The following is a 15886-nucleotide window of genomic DNA, read 5'->3' on the forward strand; positions in this document are numbered from 1 at the left end:
ACGTTTCAGCCGCGCTGCGCCAGGAAAGCCACTCGCACCTCGTCGCCGGTGCGGAAATCGGTGTCGTCGGGCTCCACCACGATCAGACTGTTCGCCTCGGCCAGGGTGGCCAGCAGATGCGAGGATCCGCCGTTGCCGTTGCCCAGCGGCTGCACCAGGTAGTCGCCGCTGGTCTCGTCGCGCAGCAACTGCGCACGCAGGTAGCCCTTGCGGCCCGGCATCGACGAGATGGGTGTGATGGTGCGCGCGTTGACGATCCGGCGCATCGGCTGACGCCGGCCCAGCGCGATCCGGATCAGCGGCCGCACCATCACCTCGAACACCACCAGCGCGCTCACCGGATTCGACGGCAGCAGGAAGGTGGGTACCTCGTCACGTCCGAGGCGCCCGAACCCCTGCACCGAACCCGGATGCATCGCCACCCGGTCCACCTCGAGCTCACCGAGGCCGTCCAGCGCCTCGCGCACCTGTTCCGACGCCCAGCCGCCGACCGCACCCGCGATCACCACGACCTCCGAGCGCACCAGCTGGCCCTCCACCACATCGCGCAGGCGGCGCGGGTCGGCGCTGACGATGCCGACCCGGTTCACATCGGCGCCGGCGTCGCGCGCGGCGGCGGCCAGCGCGTAGGAGTTCACGTCATAGACCTGTCCGGGGCCCGGTGTGCGATCGATATCGATCAGCTCGCCGCCGATGGAGATCACCGACAACCGTGGACGCGGGTGCACCAGCACCTTGTCCTGGCCGACCGCGGCCAGCAGACCCACCTGGGCGGCGCCGATGATCGTGCCCGCGCGCACCGCCACGTCGCCGGGTTGCACGTCGTCACCGACGCGGCGTACGTAGTCGCCGGAGCGGACCGGTTCGAAGACCTTGACGCGCGCGGTACCGCCGTCGGTGAAGTCCAGGGGCAGTACGGCGTCGGCCAGGGTCGGCAGTGGCGCGCCGGTGTCCACCCGCACGGTCTGGCGCGGCTGCAACCGGATGGGCTGGCGGGAACCGGCCACCACCTCGCCGACGACGGGCAGGGTGAGGTCGATCAGCTCGCCCTCCTCGTCGCGGACATCGGTGCCCGCGGCACTCACATCGACACTGCGCACCGCGTAACCGTCGATGGCCGCCTGATCGAAGCCGGGCAGCGGACGTTCGGTGATGACGTCTTCCGCGCACAGCAAACCCTGGGCCTCGGAAATAGCCACCCGGACCGGCCGGGGTGCGACCGCGGCGGCGGTGACCTTGATCAGCTGATCCTCAACCGAGCGCATCGAGCTCCTGTATCTATGGCGGCGGCTGCGCCACCGCGTGTTCGCGCCCCCGCGGGCTTTATCGGGTCTAGGCCAGGGGCGACTGCGGATCCCACTCCGGGCTGAGCCGGAACTTCAGCCACTCGCGCAACTGCGGACCGTATTCGTCCCGCTCGAGGGCGAAATCCACGGCAGCTCGAAGATAGCCGCCCGGGTTGCCCAAATCGTGGCGCGACCCACGGTGGACCACCACGTGCACCGGGTGATCCTCGGCGATCAGCAGCGCGATGGCGTCGGTGAGTTGCAGCTCACCACCGGCGCCCGGCTCGATCCGGCGCAGCGCGTCGAAGATCGCGCGGTCGAGCAGGTAGCGACCGGCCGCGGCCAGGGTCGACGGCGCGTCGGCGAGTTCGGGCTTCTCCACCATGCCCTTCACCCGCAGCACGTCGGCTTCCGCGCCCTCGGCGAGTTCCTCCACATCGAATACGCCGTATGCGCTGACCTGCGATTTCGGTACGTCGATGGCGCACAGCACCGAACCGCCACGTTCGCGGCGCACCCGGCTCATCGTCTCCAGCACACCGCAGGGCAACACCAGGTCGTCGGGCAGCAGCACGGCGATGGCGGCTTCGTCGTCGTCGAGGACGGCTTCGGCCTGGGCCACCGCGTGCCCGAGGCCCAGCGGCTCGTCTTGGACGACCGAGGTCACATCGAGCAGACCGGGCGCCTTGCGGACCTTCTCGAGCAGCGCGAACTTGCCGCGTTCGGCCAGGGTGCTCTCCAGCACCAGGTCTTCGACGAAGTGGGCCACCACGCCGTCCTTGCCCGGTGAGGTCACGATCACCAGGCGGTCGGCGCCGGAATCGGCGGCTTCGGCGGCGACCAACTCGATGCCGGGTGTGTCGACCACCGGCAGCAACTCCTTGGGCACCGTCTTGGTCGCAGGCAGAAACCGCGTCCCGAGTCCGGCCGCGGGTACCACCGCAGTGCGGAAACCGGAAGTCTTGTCTGTCATGCGCATACCCTATCCATTCAGCGAGCCGTCCGATCGCCCAGTCGCGACGCTGCGGCGTCGGCAAGAGCTTAGGGTGGTCGCTGTGGAGATGCCCGGTGAGCGCACGAAATATGCGTGGCGGCGCCAGATCCTGGCCGAACGCGCTCAGGTGGCGGTGGCCGATCATGCCGGCGAAGCCGCCGCGCTGGCAGCCGCGGTAGGGGCGCTGGCCACCCGCGATGCCCTCGTGTGCGCCTATGTTCCGGTGCGCGGTGAACCCGGCGATCTGCGGATGCTCGACGCGTTGCGCGACCGCGGCGCCACGGTGTTGCTGCCGGTGACCGGCGAGCCCGGACCGTTGAGCTGGGCCCGCTACGAAGGCCCGGATTCGCTGCGAAAAGCACGCTACGGATTGCTCGAACCGACGACCGCGACCCTCCCCCCGCCGATCATCGGCGAGGCCACGACGATCTTGATCCCGGCGCTGGCGGTGGATCGGCGTGGTGTGCGCCTCGGGCGCGGCGCCGGCTACTACGACCGGACGCTGGGGGCGGCCGACGCGCGGTCGCGCCTGATCGCCGTGGTGCGCGACAATGAACTGGTGGACCGGTTGCCCGAGGAGCCGCACGACCACCGGATGGGCTGGGCGCTGACGCCCGGCGCGGGGTTGGGCGAACTGGGCGGCGACGGACCCCGAGCGCCGGAATGAAGACGCGATTGGCGGCGTTGGCAGTGTCGGCGGTAGAGTGCTAGATCGACGAGAGACCTGCGGAGGATCCTGTGCCAACCTATTCATACGCGTGCACCGAGTGTGACAACCGCTTCGACATCGTTCAGTCCTTTTCCGACGACACACTGACGGAATGCCCGCAGTGCACGGGGAAGCTGCGCAAGCTGTTCAACTCGGTGGGCATCGTGTTCAAGGGCAGTGGTTTCTACCGCACCGACAGCCGTGGTGGCGCGTCCACCGCGAGCGAACCCGCGAAGGGCAGTTCGGACGGCAAGAGCGGTTCCGACAGCAACGGCGGCGGTGGGAACGGCGGTGGCGGAACTGCCACGCCGAGCACGTCCACGACCACCCCGGCCGCGGCCGGCTGATTCTCCGAAGTTCTCCACACCCCCGAGTTGTCCACAGCCGGGGTTTTCGACATTCCGGCGACGGCACCGCGTTCCTAGGCTTCGAGCATGACTCGCAGCCTTGCCGATCTGGGACGTGGCAGCTCCTGGCGGTTCGCCCTCGGTAATCGTCCGGCCTGGGCCGATGCCCTACTGGTTCGCCGGATCGCCGCTGCGGTGCTCGCCGCGGTAGCGGTGGTGTTGTTCGTGCGCGGCGATCCCGGCGGCACGCGGCGGCCGGTGGTCGTCGCCGCCCGCGATCTGGCGCCGGGCCGCCTGCTCACCGCCGAGGATCTGCGCGTCGATCAGCACGAGAGCCGGGCGCTGCCGGCCGGGGCCGCCGCCGATCCCGCTCCCCTGCTCGGCGCCACACTCACCGGTGCGATGCGCGCGGGCGAGACCTTCACCGACTTGCGCGTCGTCGGACCGCGGCTGGCCGCCGCCGCGGCGGGTAGCGCCGATGCCCGGATCGTGCCGATCCGCCTGGCCGACCCCGCGGTGGCCGACGTTTTACGCGCGGGCGACCGCGTGGATGTGGTCGGCGTCGAGGACTCGGGTGGGCCGGGGGCGAGTAGACCCGCCCGCACCCTGGCCACCGATGCCGCGGTCGTCCTGGTCACCGCGACCGGTGACCGGCGCTCGGGCGCGGAGCGGGTGGTCCTGGTCGCACTGGACACCGAATACGCCACCGCGGTCGCCGGCGCGTCGCTGCGGACCGCACTCACCGTGGTCTTCCATTGAGTTGCCCCATGAGAACTGTTCGCGAACAGGCGAATCGGGGCCCACTCCGATGAGTGAGTCCCGATTCGCCCGCAGTCCAATACGTTTCGAGAACGGCTCAGCCGAGGCTGAACGGCTGGCCCCACAGGGTGACCCAGCTGATGACGTTCTCGGTCTCCACCTGCACGCTGACGAAGGAGCGAGCCTGCGCGTAACCACCGCAGCCCGACAGACCGATGGTTTCGTCGGCCCAGGTCACCGAGCCGGAACCGCCCTTGAAGACATTGCGGGCGGCATGCGACTCGTTGCCGTAGTCGTCGGGCATCTCCAGGTCGAGGACGTAGAACGACTTCGCTTGTCCGGGGCCGAGCGACAGTTCACCGCCGCTGGTGACCCCGCCTTCCGGGGCGGGCATCTGCCCGCCGGCACCGGCGGGCGCCTGGGAGCCCTCGGCACCACCGCTCACCCCGCCACCGGCGATGTTCACCTGGCAGCCCACGGTGTATCCGGGGTAGATCTTGCCGCCGCCACCACCGGAAACCGTCACCTGCGCACTGCCCGACACCCACGCGTTGCGGTGCACGGGAGTGGCGCCCATCGACGGGTTGATATTGGCGGATTCGCCGACCATCCTGATGTCGACGACAGTGCCGTCGGACAGCGTCTTGCTGAGGTGGCCGCCGGGCAGCGGCACGAAAGTGTCGGCAGCGGCCGCACCGGTGGAGAACAGACCGAGCGCCACGGTCGCCGCGGCGGTGAGCCCGGCCGCGCGCGCCGTGCGCTTGCGATAGATCAGCACAGTTGACCCCTCGAGGGTGAATTCGTGTGAAGTAGCGAAGGTTTCGGTTCGGCCGGGCGTTCAGCCGATGCTGAACGGATGCCCGTAGAGCGTGGTCTTGGAGTAGTGGTCGCCGATGATCTCGACCACCGTGTAGGCCCGCGCCTGGGCATAGCCCGCGCAGCCCTGGATCTGAATCTCGGTGTCCTGGTACTCCACCGAGTAGACGCCCGGCTTCAGGATGTCCTTCGAGTTGATCTGGACGAAGGCGACCTCGCCGGGGCCCAGGTTGAGACCGATCGAACCGCCCGCGCTGACCCCGCCGGTGCTCACCCCGCCGGATACGCCCGCGCCGATCGCGTCGTCGGCGATGCTCACCTGGCAACCGACGATGTAGCCGGTGTTCAGTTGCGACGCACCGTGCGTGGAAGAGTTGTTGGAGCCGGGGCGGTTCGACGGGCCGTTCCACGGCCCGACCTCGCCCTCCGGCGTCACCTGCACATCGGCGCGCGCGTTGCCGGTGACCCAGACGACGCGACCCGCGCCGTTGGCGGCCAGCGACGGTGACACGACGGCATGCTCACCGGTGCGGCTGACAGTGACACCGGGGCCGTGCTTTTCGCCGTCGGGCAGCGGTACGAAGGTATCGGCATCGGCGGCACCGGCCGACAGCAGGCCGATCGCCACGGCCACTGCGGCGCCCGCGCTGAAGACACCGCGACGCACACCGTAGGTGCGGTTCTCGCTCATTGTTCCCCTCGAGGTATACGCAAAATCGACCTCGACCATCGAGGTCGATATCTGTGTTGCGCCCGGACCCAGCTGGGGTGTGTCGGATGGACAGGCACCGCTGGCAACAAGGACTCCGAAAAGTCCTGCCGGGAGGTGGATCGAGAAGCTCGTGGTCACCCTAGTGAGGCCGGTCGGCAAAGTCCAGCGCGTGCCCTACCTGCCGCAACGGCAAAACGGGCCGGCCGCAAAAGCGACCGGCCCGTTGGAAACTGACGGAACAGCTCAGCCGAGGCTGAACGGCTGACCCCACAGGGTCACCCAGCTGATGACGTTGTCGGTCTCCACCTCGACGCTCACGAACGCGCGCGCCTGGGCGTAGCCGGCGCAGCCGCTCAGCCCGATGGTGGTGTCGGACCAGGTCACCGAGCCACTGCCGTTCTTGAACTTGTTCGAGCTGCTGTGCGACTCGTTGCCGTAGTCGTCGGGCTTCTCGATGTCGAGCACATAGAACGACTTCGCCTGACCGGGGCCGAGCGAGAGTTCACCGCCGGTACCGACCGAGACATCGCCCGATTCGCCCTCGACCGAGCCTTCGGCGTCGCCGCTCACACCGCCACCGGCGATGTTGACCTGGCAACCCACGGTGTAGCCGGGGTAGATCTTGCCCGCGCCGCCGTTGGACACATCGACCTGCGCGCTGCCGGAGACCCACGCGTTGCGGTGCACCGGTGTCGCGCCCATCGACGGGCTGATGTTGGCCGATTCGCCGACCAGGCGGATGTTGACGACGGTGCCGTCGGACAACGTCTTGGTGATGTGGCCGCCCGGCAGCGGCACGAAGGTGTCGGCGTGGGCCGCACCTGTGGAGAAGAGGCCGACGGCCACGGTGGCCGCGGCACCCGCGCCCGCCACCTTCGCCAGGAACTTACGGTTGATCATAGGTTTCATCCCTCGGGGAGTGAGTTCGCCGCAGCGAGAAGAGAATTCGGACCGTTCGAAGGCTCAGCCGATGCTGAACGGCATGCCGTACAGGGTGGTCTTCGAGTAGTGGTCGCCGATGATCTCGACCACGGTGTAGGCCCGGGCCTGCGCGTAACCGGCGCAGCCCTGGATCTCGATCTCCGCGTCCTGGTAGTCGATGGCGTAGGTGCCGGCCTTCAGGATGTCCTTCGAGCTGATCTGCACGAACTTGACCTCGCCCGGACCCAGGTTGACCCCGATCGAACCGCCGACGCTGCCGCCGGTGGTGTTCACGCCGGCCTTGACACCGGCGCCGATCGCGTCGTCGGCGATGCTCACCTGGCAACCGACGATGTAGCCGGTGTTGAGCTGGGAGGTGCCGTGGGTGGAGGAATTGTTGGAGCCCGAGCGGCCGCTCGGACCGTTCCAGGGGCCTGCCTCACCCTCGGGGGTTTCGGCGACCTCGGCGATGGCGCTGCCCGTGACCCAGACGACGCGGCCCGCGCCGTTCGCGGCCATCGACGGCGAGATCAGGGCGGACTCGGCGGTACGGGTGATGGTCACACCCGACGGTCCGATCTTCTGGCCGTCCGGCAACGGCACGAAGGTATCGGCGTTTGCGGCACCGGTCGACAGCAGGCCGATGGCCATGGCGGCCGCGGCCGCGCCGACGCCCGCGGCGCGGGCGCCGCGGCGCACACCGGTGGTGCGGTTCTCGCTCATACTTCCCCTCATCAGGTTTCTAGCAGCCGGCCCCGACCTTCGAGACCGAACGGGTGGTGGACCTCACAGTCCCAGCTCAGTGTGTCGCCTGTTTGTTGCCTGCACGTAACCAACTGTTATTTCGGTGATACGGACGAGCCGGTGCGACGAACCCGAGCCAGGTTCTTCCGGGTGGTTCAGCGCACAGAAGCGGGTTCTGAGTGGGCCAATACTTAGTGGCTCGTTGGCGAACATTAAACGACGGCAAGGAGTTCCAGCAATCGAAGAGTTCGTTTATTTCACTGTGAGTCCCCCCACAAGTTCATACATCGCCACATGCCTTGACGTGCATAAATGCCGTGGGCCACGAATCTGTCAACAGGGATGGACGTCTCGCGGCAACTGCGAGCAAACAGGTCTTATACGACAAAAGGACCACGCTTTCGCGTGGTCCTGAAGAATTGTCACGGGATCGAAATCGGGCAAAAGCCGCTTTTCGATTACTGCATGGTCACCCGTGGTGTGGTGGAACCTGGGAGCGCAACCAATCGTCGCCCTCGGTACGGCGTGTGTCTTCGCCGCGTTCGTCGCCGGTGGTCTCGGGCAGCACATCACCGAAGATCCGGGCCAGGCGCGCGGCCTCGGCGGCCTTGCGACGGGCTGTCTCCGGATCTCGCGGCGCGGTGCCCTCCGACGAACTCATCGTCCTCACTCGTCCAATCCGGACAGCTCCCCGATCACCCGGCTGGCCAGCGGCCCGAGTGTCGCCATGCCGTCGCGGATCGCCGAGCGACTGCCGGGCAGGTTCACCACCAGGGTGCTGCCCGAAATGCCCGCGACCCCACGCGACAGACCCGCGTCGAGCGAGCCCGCCACCCGGCCGGACGCGCGCAGCGCCTCGGTGATGCCGGGCAGTTCCCGGTCGAGTACCTCTTCGGTGGCCTCGGGGGTGATGTCACGCGGTGACATCCCGGTACCGCCGACCGAGATCACCAGGTCGACGCCGCCGATCACCGCGGTGTTGAGCGCATTGCGAATCTCGACCTCCTCGGCCTGCACCGTCACCGAGGCGTCGACGAGGAAGCCCGCCTCGTTGAGCAGTTCGGTGACGAGTGGGCCCAGCGAATCCACGCCGCCATGCGCCGTCCGATCGTCGACGACAACAACCAGTGCACGCCCTGCCACGGGAGCATCGATGTCCATGGTCATCACCGTAGCGCCTACGCACGACAGTGCCGCGTTGGAACGCATCATCGGCCACTCTCCGCCGCGGCGGCGGTCAACGTGACCTCCACGGTCTCGGCGTTTCCGCCCTGTTCGTCGGTGTAGGTGATTTTCACTGTGTCTCCTGGCTGATGGGAACGGACGGCGGCGATCAAGGCGTCGCCGGAGTCGATCGGGCGGTCACCGAGGCGGGTCACGATCGCTCCCGCCGGGATGCCCGCCTGGTCGGCGGGTCCGCCCGGGGTCACCTCGAGTACCCGGGCGGCGTTGTCGAGCGGTCGCAGCATGATGCCGATCTGGGCATAGGTGGCGTGACCGGTTTTGATCAGTTCGTCGGCGACCCGGCGGGCCTGATCCACCGGGATCGCGAAACCGAGCCCGATCGAACCGCTCTGCGCGCCCGCGGCCTCCCCGCCGAGGCTGGCGATGGCGGTGTTGATGCCGATCAGCTTGCCCTTGGCGTCGACGAGGGCGCCGCCGGAGTTGCCCGGGTTGATCGCGGCGTCGGTCTGGATCGCGTCGATCACCGGGTTCACCTGGCTGGGTACGCCCTCCCCGCTGGTGGAGACCGGGCGGTTGAGGGCGGAGACGATGCCGGTGGTGACGGTGCCCGCCAGCCCCAGCGGCGAACCGATGGCGATCACCGGCTGACCCACTGCCAGCCCGTCGGAGGTGCCCAGTTCGATCGGGGTGAGCCCGGTCTTGCCCTCGACCTTGATGACGGCCAGGTCCGACACGGGGTCGGCGCCGATCATCGAGGCGGGTGCGCTGCTGCCGTCGCTGAACACCACTTCCATCTTCGCCGAGGCACCCGCGCCCGCGGCGACGTGGTTGTTGGTGAGGATCAGCCCGTCCGAGGACAGCACCACTCCGGACCCCTCACCCGAGGCCCTGTTGCCCGCGACCTTGATCATCACCACGCTGGGCAGCACCCGCTGCGCTACCGCCTGTGTCGAGCCGGCGGGCGCGTTGGCGACGCTGTTCACCTCCGGCCGGGGCGCCTCGAGCGCATTGGTCACCGGCGCGCGCTCGGTGTCGGTGGCCAGCACGCCGACGGCGCCACCGACACCACCGCTCACCAGTGCCAGCGCCGTGGCCCCGGCGAGCAGCCCGAGGCGCAGGGGTTTGCGCTGTGGGCTGGGCGCGGGCCCGAACGACTCGGTGTGCGCGTTGTAGGGCGGTGGGCCGTAGCCCGCCACCGGGCCGTGCGGGTATCCGGGGTGTGCACCGGCAACGGGTGCCGCGCCACCGTGGGCAGGTGGGGCATCCTGGCCGGGCGTAGCAGGGTGACCCGGCGTGGCGCCGTGGGCGGGCGTCGCGCCGTGGGCGGGCGTGCCGGGCGACTGCTGGGGATCCTCGTTCATGGTCTGGTGTCTCCTCACGCTCTTCGACCAGCATCGCGGTGGCTACTGAGAATGGGCTGAGACCGGCCCATAAGTTCGCCGAGACTCGCGTTCATCGCGCTGTCCGGCCGTCGACCGGGTCGGCGGCGGCCTCGCCCGGCAGCACGATCCGGACCAGGGCGCCGCCGCGGTCGGAGGTGTCGATCGCGATGGTGCCACCGTGCTTGGTGACCACCTGTTTCACGATCGCCAGGCCCAGACCCGAGCCGGGCATCGAGCGCGAGGCGGTGGTCCGGTAGAAGCGTTCGAAGACCAGCTCCCGTTCGCCGGGCGGAATGCCCGGTCCGGCGTCGGCGACCGCCAGTTCCAGCAGGCCCGGTCCGGCCGGGCGCATGGTGATCCGCACGACGGCGTCGCCGGGGCTCCACTTGGCCGCGTTGTCGAGCACATTGAGCACCGCGCGCTCCAGCCCCGCCTCGTGGCCGTAGACGAACCAGGGGCACAGGTCGGCGACGAAGGTGACGTCCGCACGCCTGCGGCGGGCCCGTTCCAGCGCCCGTTCGGCCACCTCCCCGAGATCGACTCGCTCGTACACGGTTTCGGGGGCGTCCTCGCGGGCCAGGTCGACCAGGTCGCCCACCAGGGTGGACAGCTCCTGGATCTGGGCCACCACATCGGCGCGCAGTTCGGCCATGTCCTCGTCGGGCAGCTGCGGTGCGCCCGGCCGGCTCGAGGCGATCAGCAGTTCCATGTTGGTACGCAGCGAGGTGAGCGGGGTGCGCAGTTCGTGGCCCGCGTCGGCGACGAGCCGGCGCTGGCGGTCACGTGACTCGGTGAGCGCGCGCAGCATGGTGTTGAAACTCTCGGTGAGCCTTGCCAATTCGTCGTCGCCGGTGACCGGGATGGGAGTCAGGTCGTCGGTGCGCGCCACGCGTTCGGTGGCGGCGGTGAGGCGCGCGATCGGGCGCAGGCCGGTGCGGCCCACCGCGGTGCCCGCCGCGGCGGCCAGCACCACACCGCAGGCGCCGACCACGAACAGCAGCCACGCCAGCTGGTCGAGCACCTCGCGGGTGCGGTAGAGCTTCTGCGAGATGATCAGCGTGGCCCCGCTGTGTGTGCGCGCGGCCAGCACCCGCTGATCACCGACGGTGCGCAGCGAGGAGTTGAGCTTGCCGTCGGCCACGGCCAGTTCCTGGGCGCCGACCGGCGGGATCGTCTTCTGCGGCGGCATGTACGGCTTGTGGTCGGCATAGATCAGGGCCACCCCGACCTCGTTGGAGTACAGCCCGGCCAGCACGATCGACTGGAACCCGATGGACTCGAAGTTGTTGTTGATCATCGTCGCCGCGCGCGCCTCTAGCTGGGCGTCGACGTCGGCGTAGAGCGCGCGCGCCACCATCGCGTAGGCCGCGATGGAGGTGACCGCCACCGCGATCAGCACCACCGAGGCCGCCAGCAACGTCACCCGCCAGCGCAGCGACACCGTGCGGGTCAGCGGCATGGGCGGGCGCATCTCGCTCGCGTCGGGCGCTCGGCCGAGTCCGGCGACCGCGGGCTCCTTGTGTGCCATGTCCACCGCCTACGGAGGGGTCTCGCGCAGGACGTACCCGACACCACGCACGGTGTGGATCAGGCGCAGTTCGCCGTCGGCTTCGGTCTTGCGGCGCAAATACCCGATGTAGACCTCGAGCGCGTTGCCCGAGGTGGGAAAGTCGTAGCCCCAGACCTCTTCGAGGATGCGGCCACGGGTGAGTACCCGGCGCGGATTGGCCATCAGCATCTCCAGCAACGAGAACTCGGTGCGGGTGAGGCTGATCGCGCGTTCGCCGCGCGAAACCTCGCGTGTCACCGGATCCAGCGACAGATCGGCGAACATCATCGCCTCGGACGCCTCGCCCGGATCGGGGGTTGTGCGGCGCAGCAACGCGCGTAAACGCGCCAGCAATTCCTCCAGCGCGAAAGGCTTCGGCAGATAATCGTCGGCGCCCGCGTCGAGGCCGGCTACCCGTTCGGAGACCGAATCGCGTGCGGTCAATACGAGAATCGGCAGATCGTCGCCGGTACTGCGCAGCCTGCGGCACACTTCCAGGCCGTCCAGGCGCGGCATCATGACATCGAGAACGAGGGCATCGGGCCTGGCAGCGGTCACTTTTTCCATGGCGTCCATGCCGTCTACCGCCAGGTCGACGGTGTAGCCGTTGAAGCTCAGTGACCGGCGCAGTGATTCCCGCACCGCGCGATCGTCGTCGACTACCAGAATGCGCATGCGCCCAGTTTGCCGCTACCGACTGAGAACGTACTGAGAGGAGCGCGGGCGTGGCGCGACGGAGATGGTCCGCGACCCGGGCCGTGACATGTTGGACGTCTTGACAAGACCTCGCGATTCCTCTTTGTGAGAACGGCTATTCGGTAAATTTTTGGCAGCCCGGCCCGGATTGCCGATGACCACCCGTCGGGGTATCTTTCCTGCGGTAAAAGAAGACCTCCAGTTGGTTCTGCGCTTGCATCGCTCCGCGACCTCCCCCCGCGCGGGCCGGGGTCACACGTGGAAGCAGAGGCAACGCACGCGGATGGAACCTGCATCGCGCTCCTGGCAATTCAGCCTGTCGAACTGGTCGGTAACGCGCAAGGTCGGTGTGGTGCTGGTGCTGCCGGTGATGCTCGCGACCACCTTCGCCGTGCTGCGCATCAACGCCGAGCTGCAGACGATGACGCAGTTGGGCGCCGCCACCGAGCAGGCCACCGTCATCCGCCCCGTGGTCAAATTCGCCACCGCCACCGAACAACTCGCCGTGGCCGCGACCGCCAACTGGGGCGCGATCGCCGACCCGGAGACCGACGCCGCGCTCACCACCTACGACCAGGCGCTGGCCGAGGTGCAGAGCTCGCTGCGCGGCGCGCGCATCGACCCGGCGGTGGCCGCCGACCTCTCCGCGGCCATCAGCACCGGTGCCACCCTGCGCAACACCGTGCGCGGTGGCTCGCCCGCGATGGTCGGTGAGCAGACCGACGAGATCGGCGAGCGCATCGGCAACGCGCTCGCCAAGACCCCGGCCGTCGAGGACTTCGCCGTCCAGCGCTACTTCCTGCAACTCACCGCGCTGCACCAGGCCCGCCGGGTACTCACCCGCGAACGCACCCTGATCGTCTCCCCGGACGCGGCCACCAGCCAGAGCGACCGCGCCAAGATGCTCATCGAACTCGGTTCCGAGCAGACGATGATCAAGACCTACGCCATGGTCGCGCCGGAGAACGCTGGCAGCATGGCCGCACTGCTGGACGCGGTGCAGACCCGGATCAGCGTGTTCAGCCAGAACACCGGCGACCCCACCACCAACGGCGCGGTCCTCAACACCCTCCAGGTCAGCGCCGACACCTATGCCGCCACCATCGCCGCGCTGCTCGACACCATCGACCAGACGCTCAACACGAGCACCTCCGAGGCCCAGACCGCGGCACTGCGCGAGACCACATTGGTGCTCGGCATGCTGCTGGCGGGCCTGGCGCTGGCGCTGGCCGTGGCCCGCACCCTGGTGGTGCCGGTGCGCAGGCTGCGCCGCGACGCGCTCGAGGTGGCGCACGTGAAGCTGCCCGACGAACTGGCCGTGGTGCGCAGCGGTGGCGCGACACCCGAGATCGCCCCGGTGGGTGTGCATTCCACCGACGAGATCGGCCAGCTCGCCCGCGCGGTCGACGAGATCCACGAGCAGGCCCTGAATCTGGCCGCCGACCAGGCGCGGTTGCGTCTGCAGATCGGCAACATGTTCGAAACGCTGTCGCGGCGCAGCCAGTCACTGGTGGAACAGCAGCTCGCGCTGATCGAGGAACTCGAGCACGACGAGGACAACCCGTCACGGTTGCAGACACTGTTCCGCCTCGACCACCTGGCCACCCGCATGCGCCGCAACGGCGACAACCTGCTCGTGCTGGCCGGTACCGCGCTGCGCCGTGGTCATCTGCCACCGGTGCCGCTGTCGGACATGCTGTGGAGCGCGGTGTCGCAGGTGGAGGACTACCAGCGCGTCGAGATCGGCAATGTGCCCGACGGGGTGGTCGCCGGTGAGTCCGCCGTCGACATCGAGCACCTGCTCGCCGAGCTCATCGACAACGCGCTGCGCTACTCGCCGCCGAGCACTTCGGTGGCGGTGATCGTCGGGCGCGCGGTGGACGGCGGGTACCTGATCGAGATCACCGACCGCGGCCTCGGCATGTCGGCCGAGGATCTGCACCTCACCAACGAGCGGCTGGCCTCCGGTGGCGAGGTGACCATCGAGACCGCCCGGCGGATGGGTCTTTTCGTGGTCGGCCGGCTCGCCAAGCGGCACACGATCACGGTGGGACTGCGCCGCACCGGCGGTTCCACGGGCCAGTCCGGCATCACCGCGGGTGTGCACCTGCCCAGTGCGCTCGTCGCGCCCCAGCCCGTGGCGTCCGGACCGATCACCGGCCCCAACCCGCTGGTGTCCACCGGGCCGCAGCCACTGGTGCCCGCGGCGCTGCTCGCCGCCGATGTCACCGGCCCGAACCCGATCATCGCGACCGGACCCAACCTGGTGGTGCCCGCGGCGGTGGGCCCGCCACAGTTCCCGGTGGGCACCGGACCGCATCCGCTGGTGCCGCCGGAGCCGCTGGGCGCCAACGGCGCACCACCCAACGGTGACGGGCCCAAGGCTCCGCTCACCAGCGCCGGTCTCCCGCAACGTATTCCGTCGACTCCCCCACCGGCACCCGGACAAGCCCGCCTGCCGGCACCGGAGTCCGAACCGGCATCGCCCGGCGGCCTGTGGGCCGAGCACGACCACGACACCGACGACTTCCCGGTGACCGAGGCCGACCCCGAGCCGACACCGGCCCCGCCCCAGCGGGTGCCGGAGTCGACCGAACCCGAGCAACCGCAACAACCCGGCGCCGACCCGGCGCCCACCGCGAGCACCCGGCTGCAACCGGTCCCCGGTCCGGCCCCGACCCCGATCTACCAGCGGATGGTCTCGGAGTGGTTGGTCGAACCCGCCACCGCGGCCGGCGAATCCGGGAGCGGATCGTGGAGCTCCCCCGGCGACGCGGGCTGGTCGGCCGCGGCCGAGGCCGACCAGCCGCAGACCTCCTCGCGTACCTCCGGCGGCCTGCCGATCCGCAGACCGGGCGCGCAGCTGGTGCCCGGCGGACTCACGCCGGCCGAGGAAGCCGGTGACCGCGATCCCGAGGAGATCCGCAACAACTTGACCCGACATCTCAGCGGCGTTCGTAGTGGCCGCGCCGAGATCCAGTACAACGACGGAGGCCTCGAATGAGCAACGCGCATCCCACAGACGAGAATCTGAACTGGCTGGTCGCCCGCTTCACCCGCGACGTGCCCGGTGTCTCGCACGCGGTGCTCGTCTCGGCCGACGGATTGCTGCAAGCCACCAGCCCGCACCTGCCCGCCGATCGCGCCGAGCAGCTGGCCGCGGTCACCGCGGGACTGGCGAGCCTGTCGATGGGGGCGGCGCAACTGTTCGACGGCGGCAAGGTGATGCAGTCGATCGTGGAGATGCAGCGTGGCTACCTACTCGTCATGAGCGTGGGCAACGGCTCGCATCTGGCGGTGCTGGCCAACAAGAGTCACGACATCGGCCGGATCGGCTACGAGATGGCGTTGCTCGTCGACCGGGTGGGCTCGGCGGTCACCGCCACCGCCCGCTCCGCCGGCTGAGGTGAGATGTCGAGCCCTTACGGATCAGAACACCGGCCCACAACGCGTGTCAGGCCCTATGCCCTGACCTCCGGCCGGACCGAACCCGCGATCGCGCTGCCGCTCGAGGCGGTCGTGGAAACCGTTTCCTATACCGCGCACATGGACTGGCCCGCAGGCGATCTGCGGACCGAAATCGTGCGTCTGGCCACACATCGGCTCTCAGTGGCCGAGATTGCCGCATACCTTGGTCGCCCACTGGGTATGGTCCGGGTGATGATCGGTGATCTCGTAGTGGGCGGGATTCTTCGAGTGCATTCGACGTTGACCGAACAGGCGAGCTACGACGAACGCCGATCACTGATGGAGAGGACTTTGCGTGGACTCCGTGGCCTCTGATGG

The 15886-nt window shown here is 69.0% G+C and carries 17 protein-coding genes; 6 read left to right on the top strand and 11 right to left on the bottom strand.

What is annotated here, in order from left to right; genetic code table 11:
- Positions 1–5: 5 nt before the first annotated feature.
- Together glp and ACFO5K_RS16150 are read right to left on the bottom strand one after the other, a co-directional pair.
- Positions 6–1265: a molybdotransferase-like divisome protein Glp gene (glp, locus tag ACFO5K_RS16145; RefSeq protein WP_378562669.1), complete on the bottom strand. Its 1260-nt coding sequence runs from the start codon at positions 1263–1265 to the stop codon at positions 6–8.
- A gap of 67 nt (positions 1266–1332) precedes the next feature.
- Entirely contained in the window at positions 1333–2259 is a 927-nt protein-coding gene (locus ACFO5K_RS16150) for a UTP--glucose-1-phosphate uridylyltransferase (RefSeq protein ID WP_378562672.1), read from the bottom strand.
- A gap of 88 nt (positions 2260–2347) precedes the next feature.
- On the opposite strand from ACFO5K_RS16150, the gene ACFO5K_RS16155 reads away from it, so the two are divergent.
- The 3 genes from ACFO5K_RS16155 to ACFO5K_RS16165 all read left to right on the top strand — a co-directional run bounded on the left by ACFO5K_RS16155 (position 2348) and on the right by ACFO5K_RS16165 (position 4095).
- Positions 2348–2947, top strand: a complete 600-nt coding sequence (locus tag ACFO5K_RS16155) for a 5-formyltetrahydrofolate cyclo-ligase (protein WP_378563892.1) — start codon at positions 2348–2350, stop codon at positions 2945–2947.
- A gap of 71 nt (positions 2948–3018) precedes the next feature.
- Entirely contained in the window at positions 3019–3336 is a 318-nt protein-coding gene (locus ACFO5K_RS16160) for an FmdB family zinc ribbon protein (protein WP_378562674.1), read from the top strand.
- Positions 3337–3423: 87 nt separating this feature from the next.
- Positions 3424–4095, top strand: coding sequence for an SAF domain-containing protein (locus tag ACFO5K_RS16165; RefSeq protein ID WP_378562677.1), 672 nt, complete (start codon positions 3424–3426; stop codon positions 4093–4095).
- 97 nt (positions 4096–4192) lie between these two features.
- Here ACFO5K_RS16165 and ACFO5K_RS16170 read toward each other — a convergent pair whose 3' ends face one another.
- From ACFO5K_RS16170 to ACFO5K_RS16210, 9 genes are all read right to left on the bottom strand, one after another.
- Complete coding sequence (locus ACFO5K_RS16170) at positions 4193–4870, bottom strand: MspA family porin (RefSeq protein ID WP_378563895.1); 678 nt, start codon at positions 4868–4870, stop codon at positions 4193–4195.
- Between the two features lie 63 nt (positions 4871–4933).
- Positions 4934–5602: an MspA family porin gene (locus ACFO5K_RS16175; RefSeq protein WP_378562679.1), complete on the bottom strand. Its 669-nt coding sequence runs from the start codon at positions 5600–5602 to the stop codon at positions 4934–4936.
- 264 nt (positions 5603–5866) lie between these two features.
- A complete protein-coding gene (locus ACFO5K_RS16180) occupies positions 5867–6523 on the bottom strand; it encodes an MspA family porin (protein ID WP_378562682.1) in 657 nt (218 codons plus the stop codon).
- A gap of 63 nt (positions 6524–6586) precedes the next feature.
- On the bottom strand, positions 6587–7267 hold the full coding sequence (locus ACFO5K_RS16185) for an MspA family porin (protein ID WP_378562684.1): 681 nt from the start codon (positions 7265–7267) through the stop codon (positions 6587–6589).
- A 490-nt stretch (positions 7268–7757) separates the two neighbouring features.
- The gene (locus ACFO5K_RS16190) at positions 7758–7949 is read right to left on the bottom strand and encodes a hypothetical protein (protein ID WP_378562686.1); all 192 of its coding nucleotides are present in this window, start codon (positions 7947–7949) and stop codon (positions 7758–7760) included.
- Positions 7950–7954: 5 nt separating this feature from the next.
- Positions 7955–8497 carry a MogA/MoaB family molybdenum cofactor biosynthesis protein gene (locus ACFO5K_RS16195; protein ID WP_378563898.1) on the bottom strand — a complete coding sequence of 181 codons (543 nt, stop codon included), beginning with the start codon at positions 8495–8497 and terminating at the stop codon, positions 7955–7957.
- Positions 8497–9834: a S1C family serine protease gene (locus tag ACFO5K_RS16200; RefSeq protein WP_378562689.1), complete on the bottom strand. Its 1338-nt coding sequence runs from the start codon at positions 9832–9834 to the stop codon at positions 8497–8499. Before ACFO5K_RS16200 ends, ACFO5K_RS16195 begins: the two co-directional genes overlap by 1 nt.
- A gap of 91 nt (positions 9835–9925) precedes the next feature.
- Positions 9926–11383: a HAMP domain-containing sensor histidine kinase gene (locus ACFO5K_RS16205; protein ID WP_378562691.1), complete on the bottom strand. Its 1458-nt coding sequence runs from the start codon at positions 11381–11383 to the stop codon at positions 9926–9928.
- A gap of 9 nt (positions 11384–11392) precedes the next feature.
- Positions 11393–12079 (bottom strand): response regulator transcription factor, encoded by a 687-nt coding sequence (locus ACFO5K_RS16210; protein WP_378562694.1) that lies wholly within the window; start codon positions 12077–12079, stop codon positions 11393–11395.
- A 304-nt stretch (positions 12080–12383) separates the two neighbouring features.
- On the opposite strand from ACFO5K_RS16210, the gene ACFO5K_RS16215 reads away from it, so the two are divergent.
- Genes ACFO5K_RS16215 through ACFO5K_RS16225 form a run of 3 tightly spaced genes read left to right on the top strand, consistent with a single transcriptional unit; the run spans position 12384 to position 15883 of the window.
- Positions 12384–15104: a sensor histidine kinase gene (locus ACFO5K_RS16215; RefSeq protein WP_378562696.1), complete on the top strand. Its 2721-nt coding sequence runs from the start codon at positions 12384–12386 to the stop codon at positions 15102–15104.
- Positions 15101–15505, top strand: coding sequence for a roadblock/LC7 domain-containing protein (locus ACFO5K_RS16220; RefSeq protein ID WP_378562699.1), 405 nt, complete (start codon positions 15101–15103; stop codon positions 15503–15505). Before ACFO5K_RS16215 ends, ACFO5K_RS16220 begins: the two co-directional genes overlap by 4 nt.
- A 6-nt stretch (positions 15506–15511) precedes the next feature.
- Positions 15512–15883 carry a DUF742 domain-containing protein gene (locus ACFO5K_RS16225; protein WP_378562702.1) on the top strand — a complete coding sequence of 124 codons (372 nt, stop codon included), beginning with the start codon at positions 15512–15514 and terminating at the stop codon, positions 15881–15883.
- Positions 15884–15886: the final 3 nt, after the last annotated feature.

This window comes from Nocardia halotolerans (assembly GCF_042650145.1).
Lineage (GTDB): Bacteria > Actinomycetota > Actinomycetes > Mycobacteriales > Mycobacteriaceae > Nocardia > Nocardia halotolerans.

Coding starts and splice junctions, on each gene's coding strand:
- ACFO5K_RS16185 (WP_378562684.1), bottom strand. CDS start 7,267: ATGAGCGAGAACCGCACCACCGGTGTGCGCCGCGGCGCCCGCGCCGCG.
- ACFO5K_RS16205 (WP_378562691.1), bottom strand. CDS start 11,383: ATGGCACACAAGGAGCCCGCGGTCGCCGGACTCGGCCGAGCGCCCGAC.
- ACFO5K_RS16150 (WP_378562672.1), bottom strand. CDS start 2,259: ATGACAGACAAGACTTCCGGTTTCCGCACTGCGGTGGTACCCGCGGCC.
- glp (WP_378562669.1), bottom strand. CDS start 1,265: ATGCGCTCGGTTGAGGATCAGCTGATCAAGGTCACCGCCGCCGCGGTC.
- ACFO5K_RS16215 (WP_378562696.1), top strand. CDS start 12,384: ATGGAACCTGCATCGCGCTCCTGGCAATTCAGCCTGTCGAACTGGTCG.
- ACFO5K_RS16200 (WP_378562689.1), bottom strand. CDS start 9,834: ATGAACGAGGATCCCCAGCAGTCGCCCGGCACGCCCGCCCACGGCGCG.
- ACFO5K_RS16195 (WP_378563898.1), bottom strand. CDS start 8,497: ATGCGTTCCAACGCGGCACTGTCGTGCGTAGGCGCTACGGTGATGACC.
- ACFO5K_RS16210 (WP_378562694.1), bottom strand. CDS start 12,079: ATGCGCATTCTGGTAGTCGACGACGATCGCGCGGTGCGGGAATCACTG.
- ACFO5K_RS16225 (WP_378562702.1), top strand. CDS start 15,512: ATGTCGAGCCCTTACGGATCAGAACACCGGCCCACAACGCGTGTCAGG.
- ACFO5K_RS16180 (WP_378562682.1), bottom strand. CDS start 6,523: ATGATCAACCGTAAGTTCCTGGCGAAGGTGGCGGGCGCGGGTGCCGCG.
- ACFO5K_RS16155 (WP_378563892.1), top strand. CDS start 2,348: ATGCCCGGTGAGCGCACGAAATATGCGTGGCGGCGCCAGATCCTGGCC.
- ACFO5K_RS16190 (WP_378562686.1), bottom strand. CDS start 7,949: ATGAGTTCGTCGGAGGGCACCGCGCCGCGAGATCCGGAGACAGCCCGT.
- ACFO5K_RS16220 (WP_378562699.1), top strand. CDS start 15,101: ATGAGCAACGCGCATCCCACAGACGAGAATCTGAACTGGCTGGTCGCC.
- ACFO5K_RS16175 (WP_378562679.1), bottom strand. CDS start 5,602: ATGAGCGAGAACCGCACCTACGGTGTGCGTCGCGGTGTCTTCAGCGCG.
- ACFO5K_RS16165 (WP_378562677.1), top strand. CDS start 3,424: ATGACTCGCAGCCTTGCCGATCTGGGACGTGGCAGCTCCTGGCGGTTC.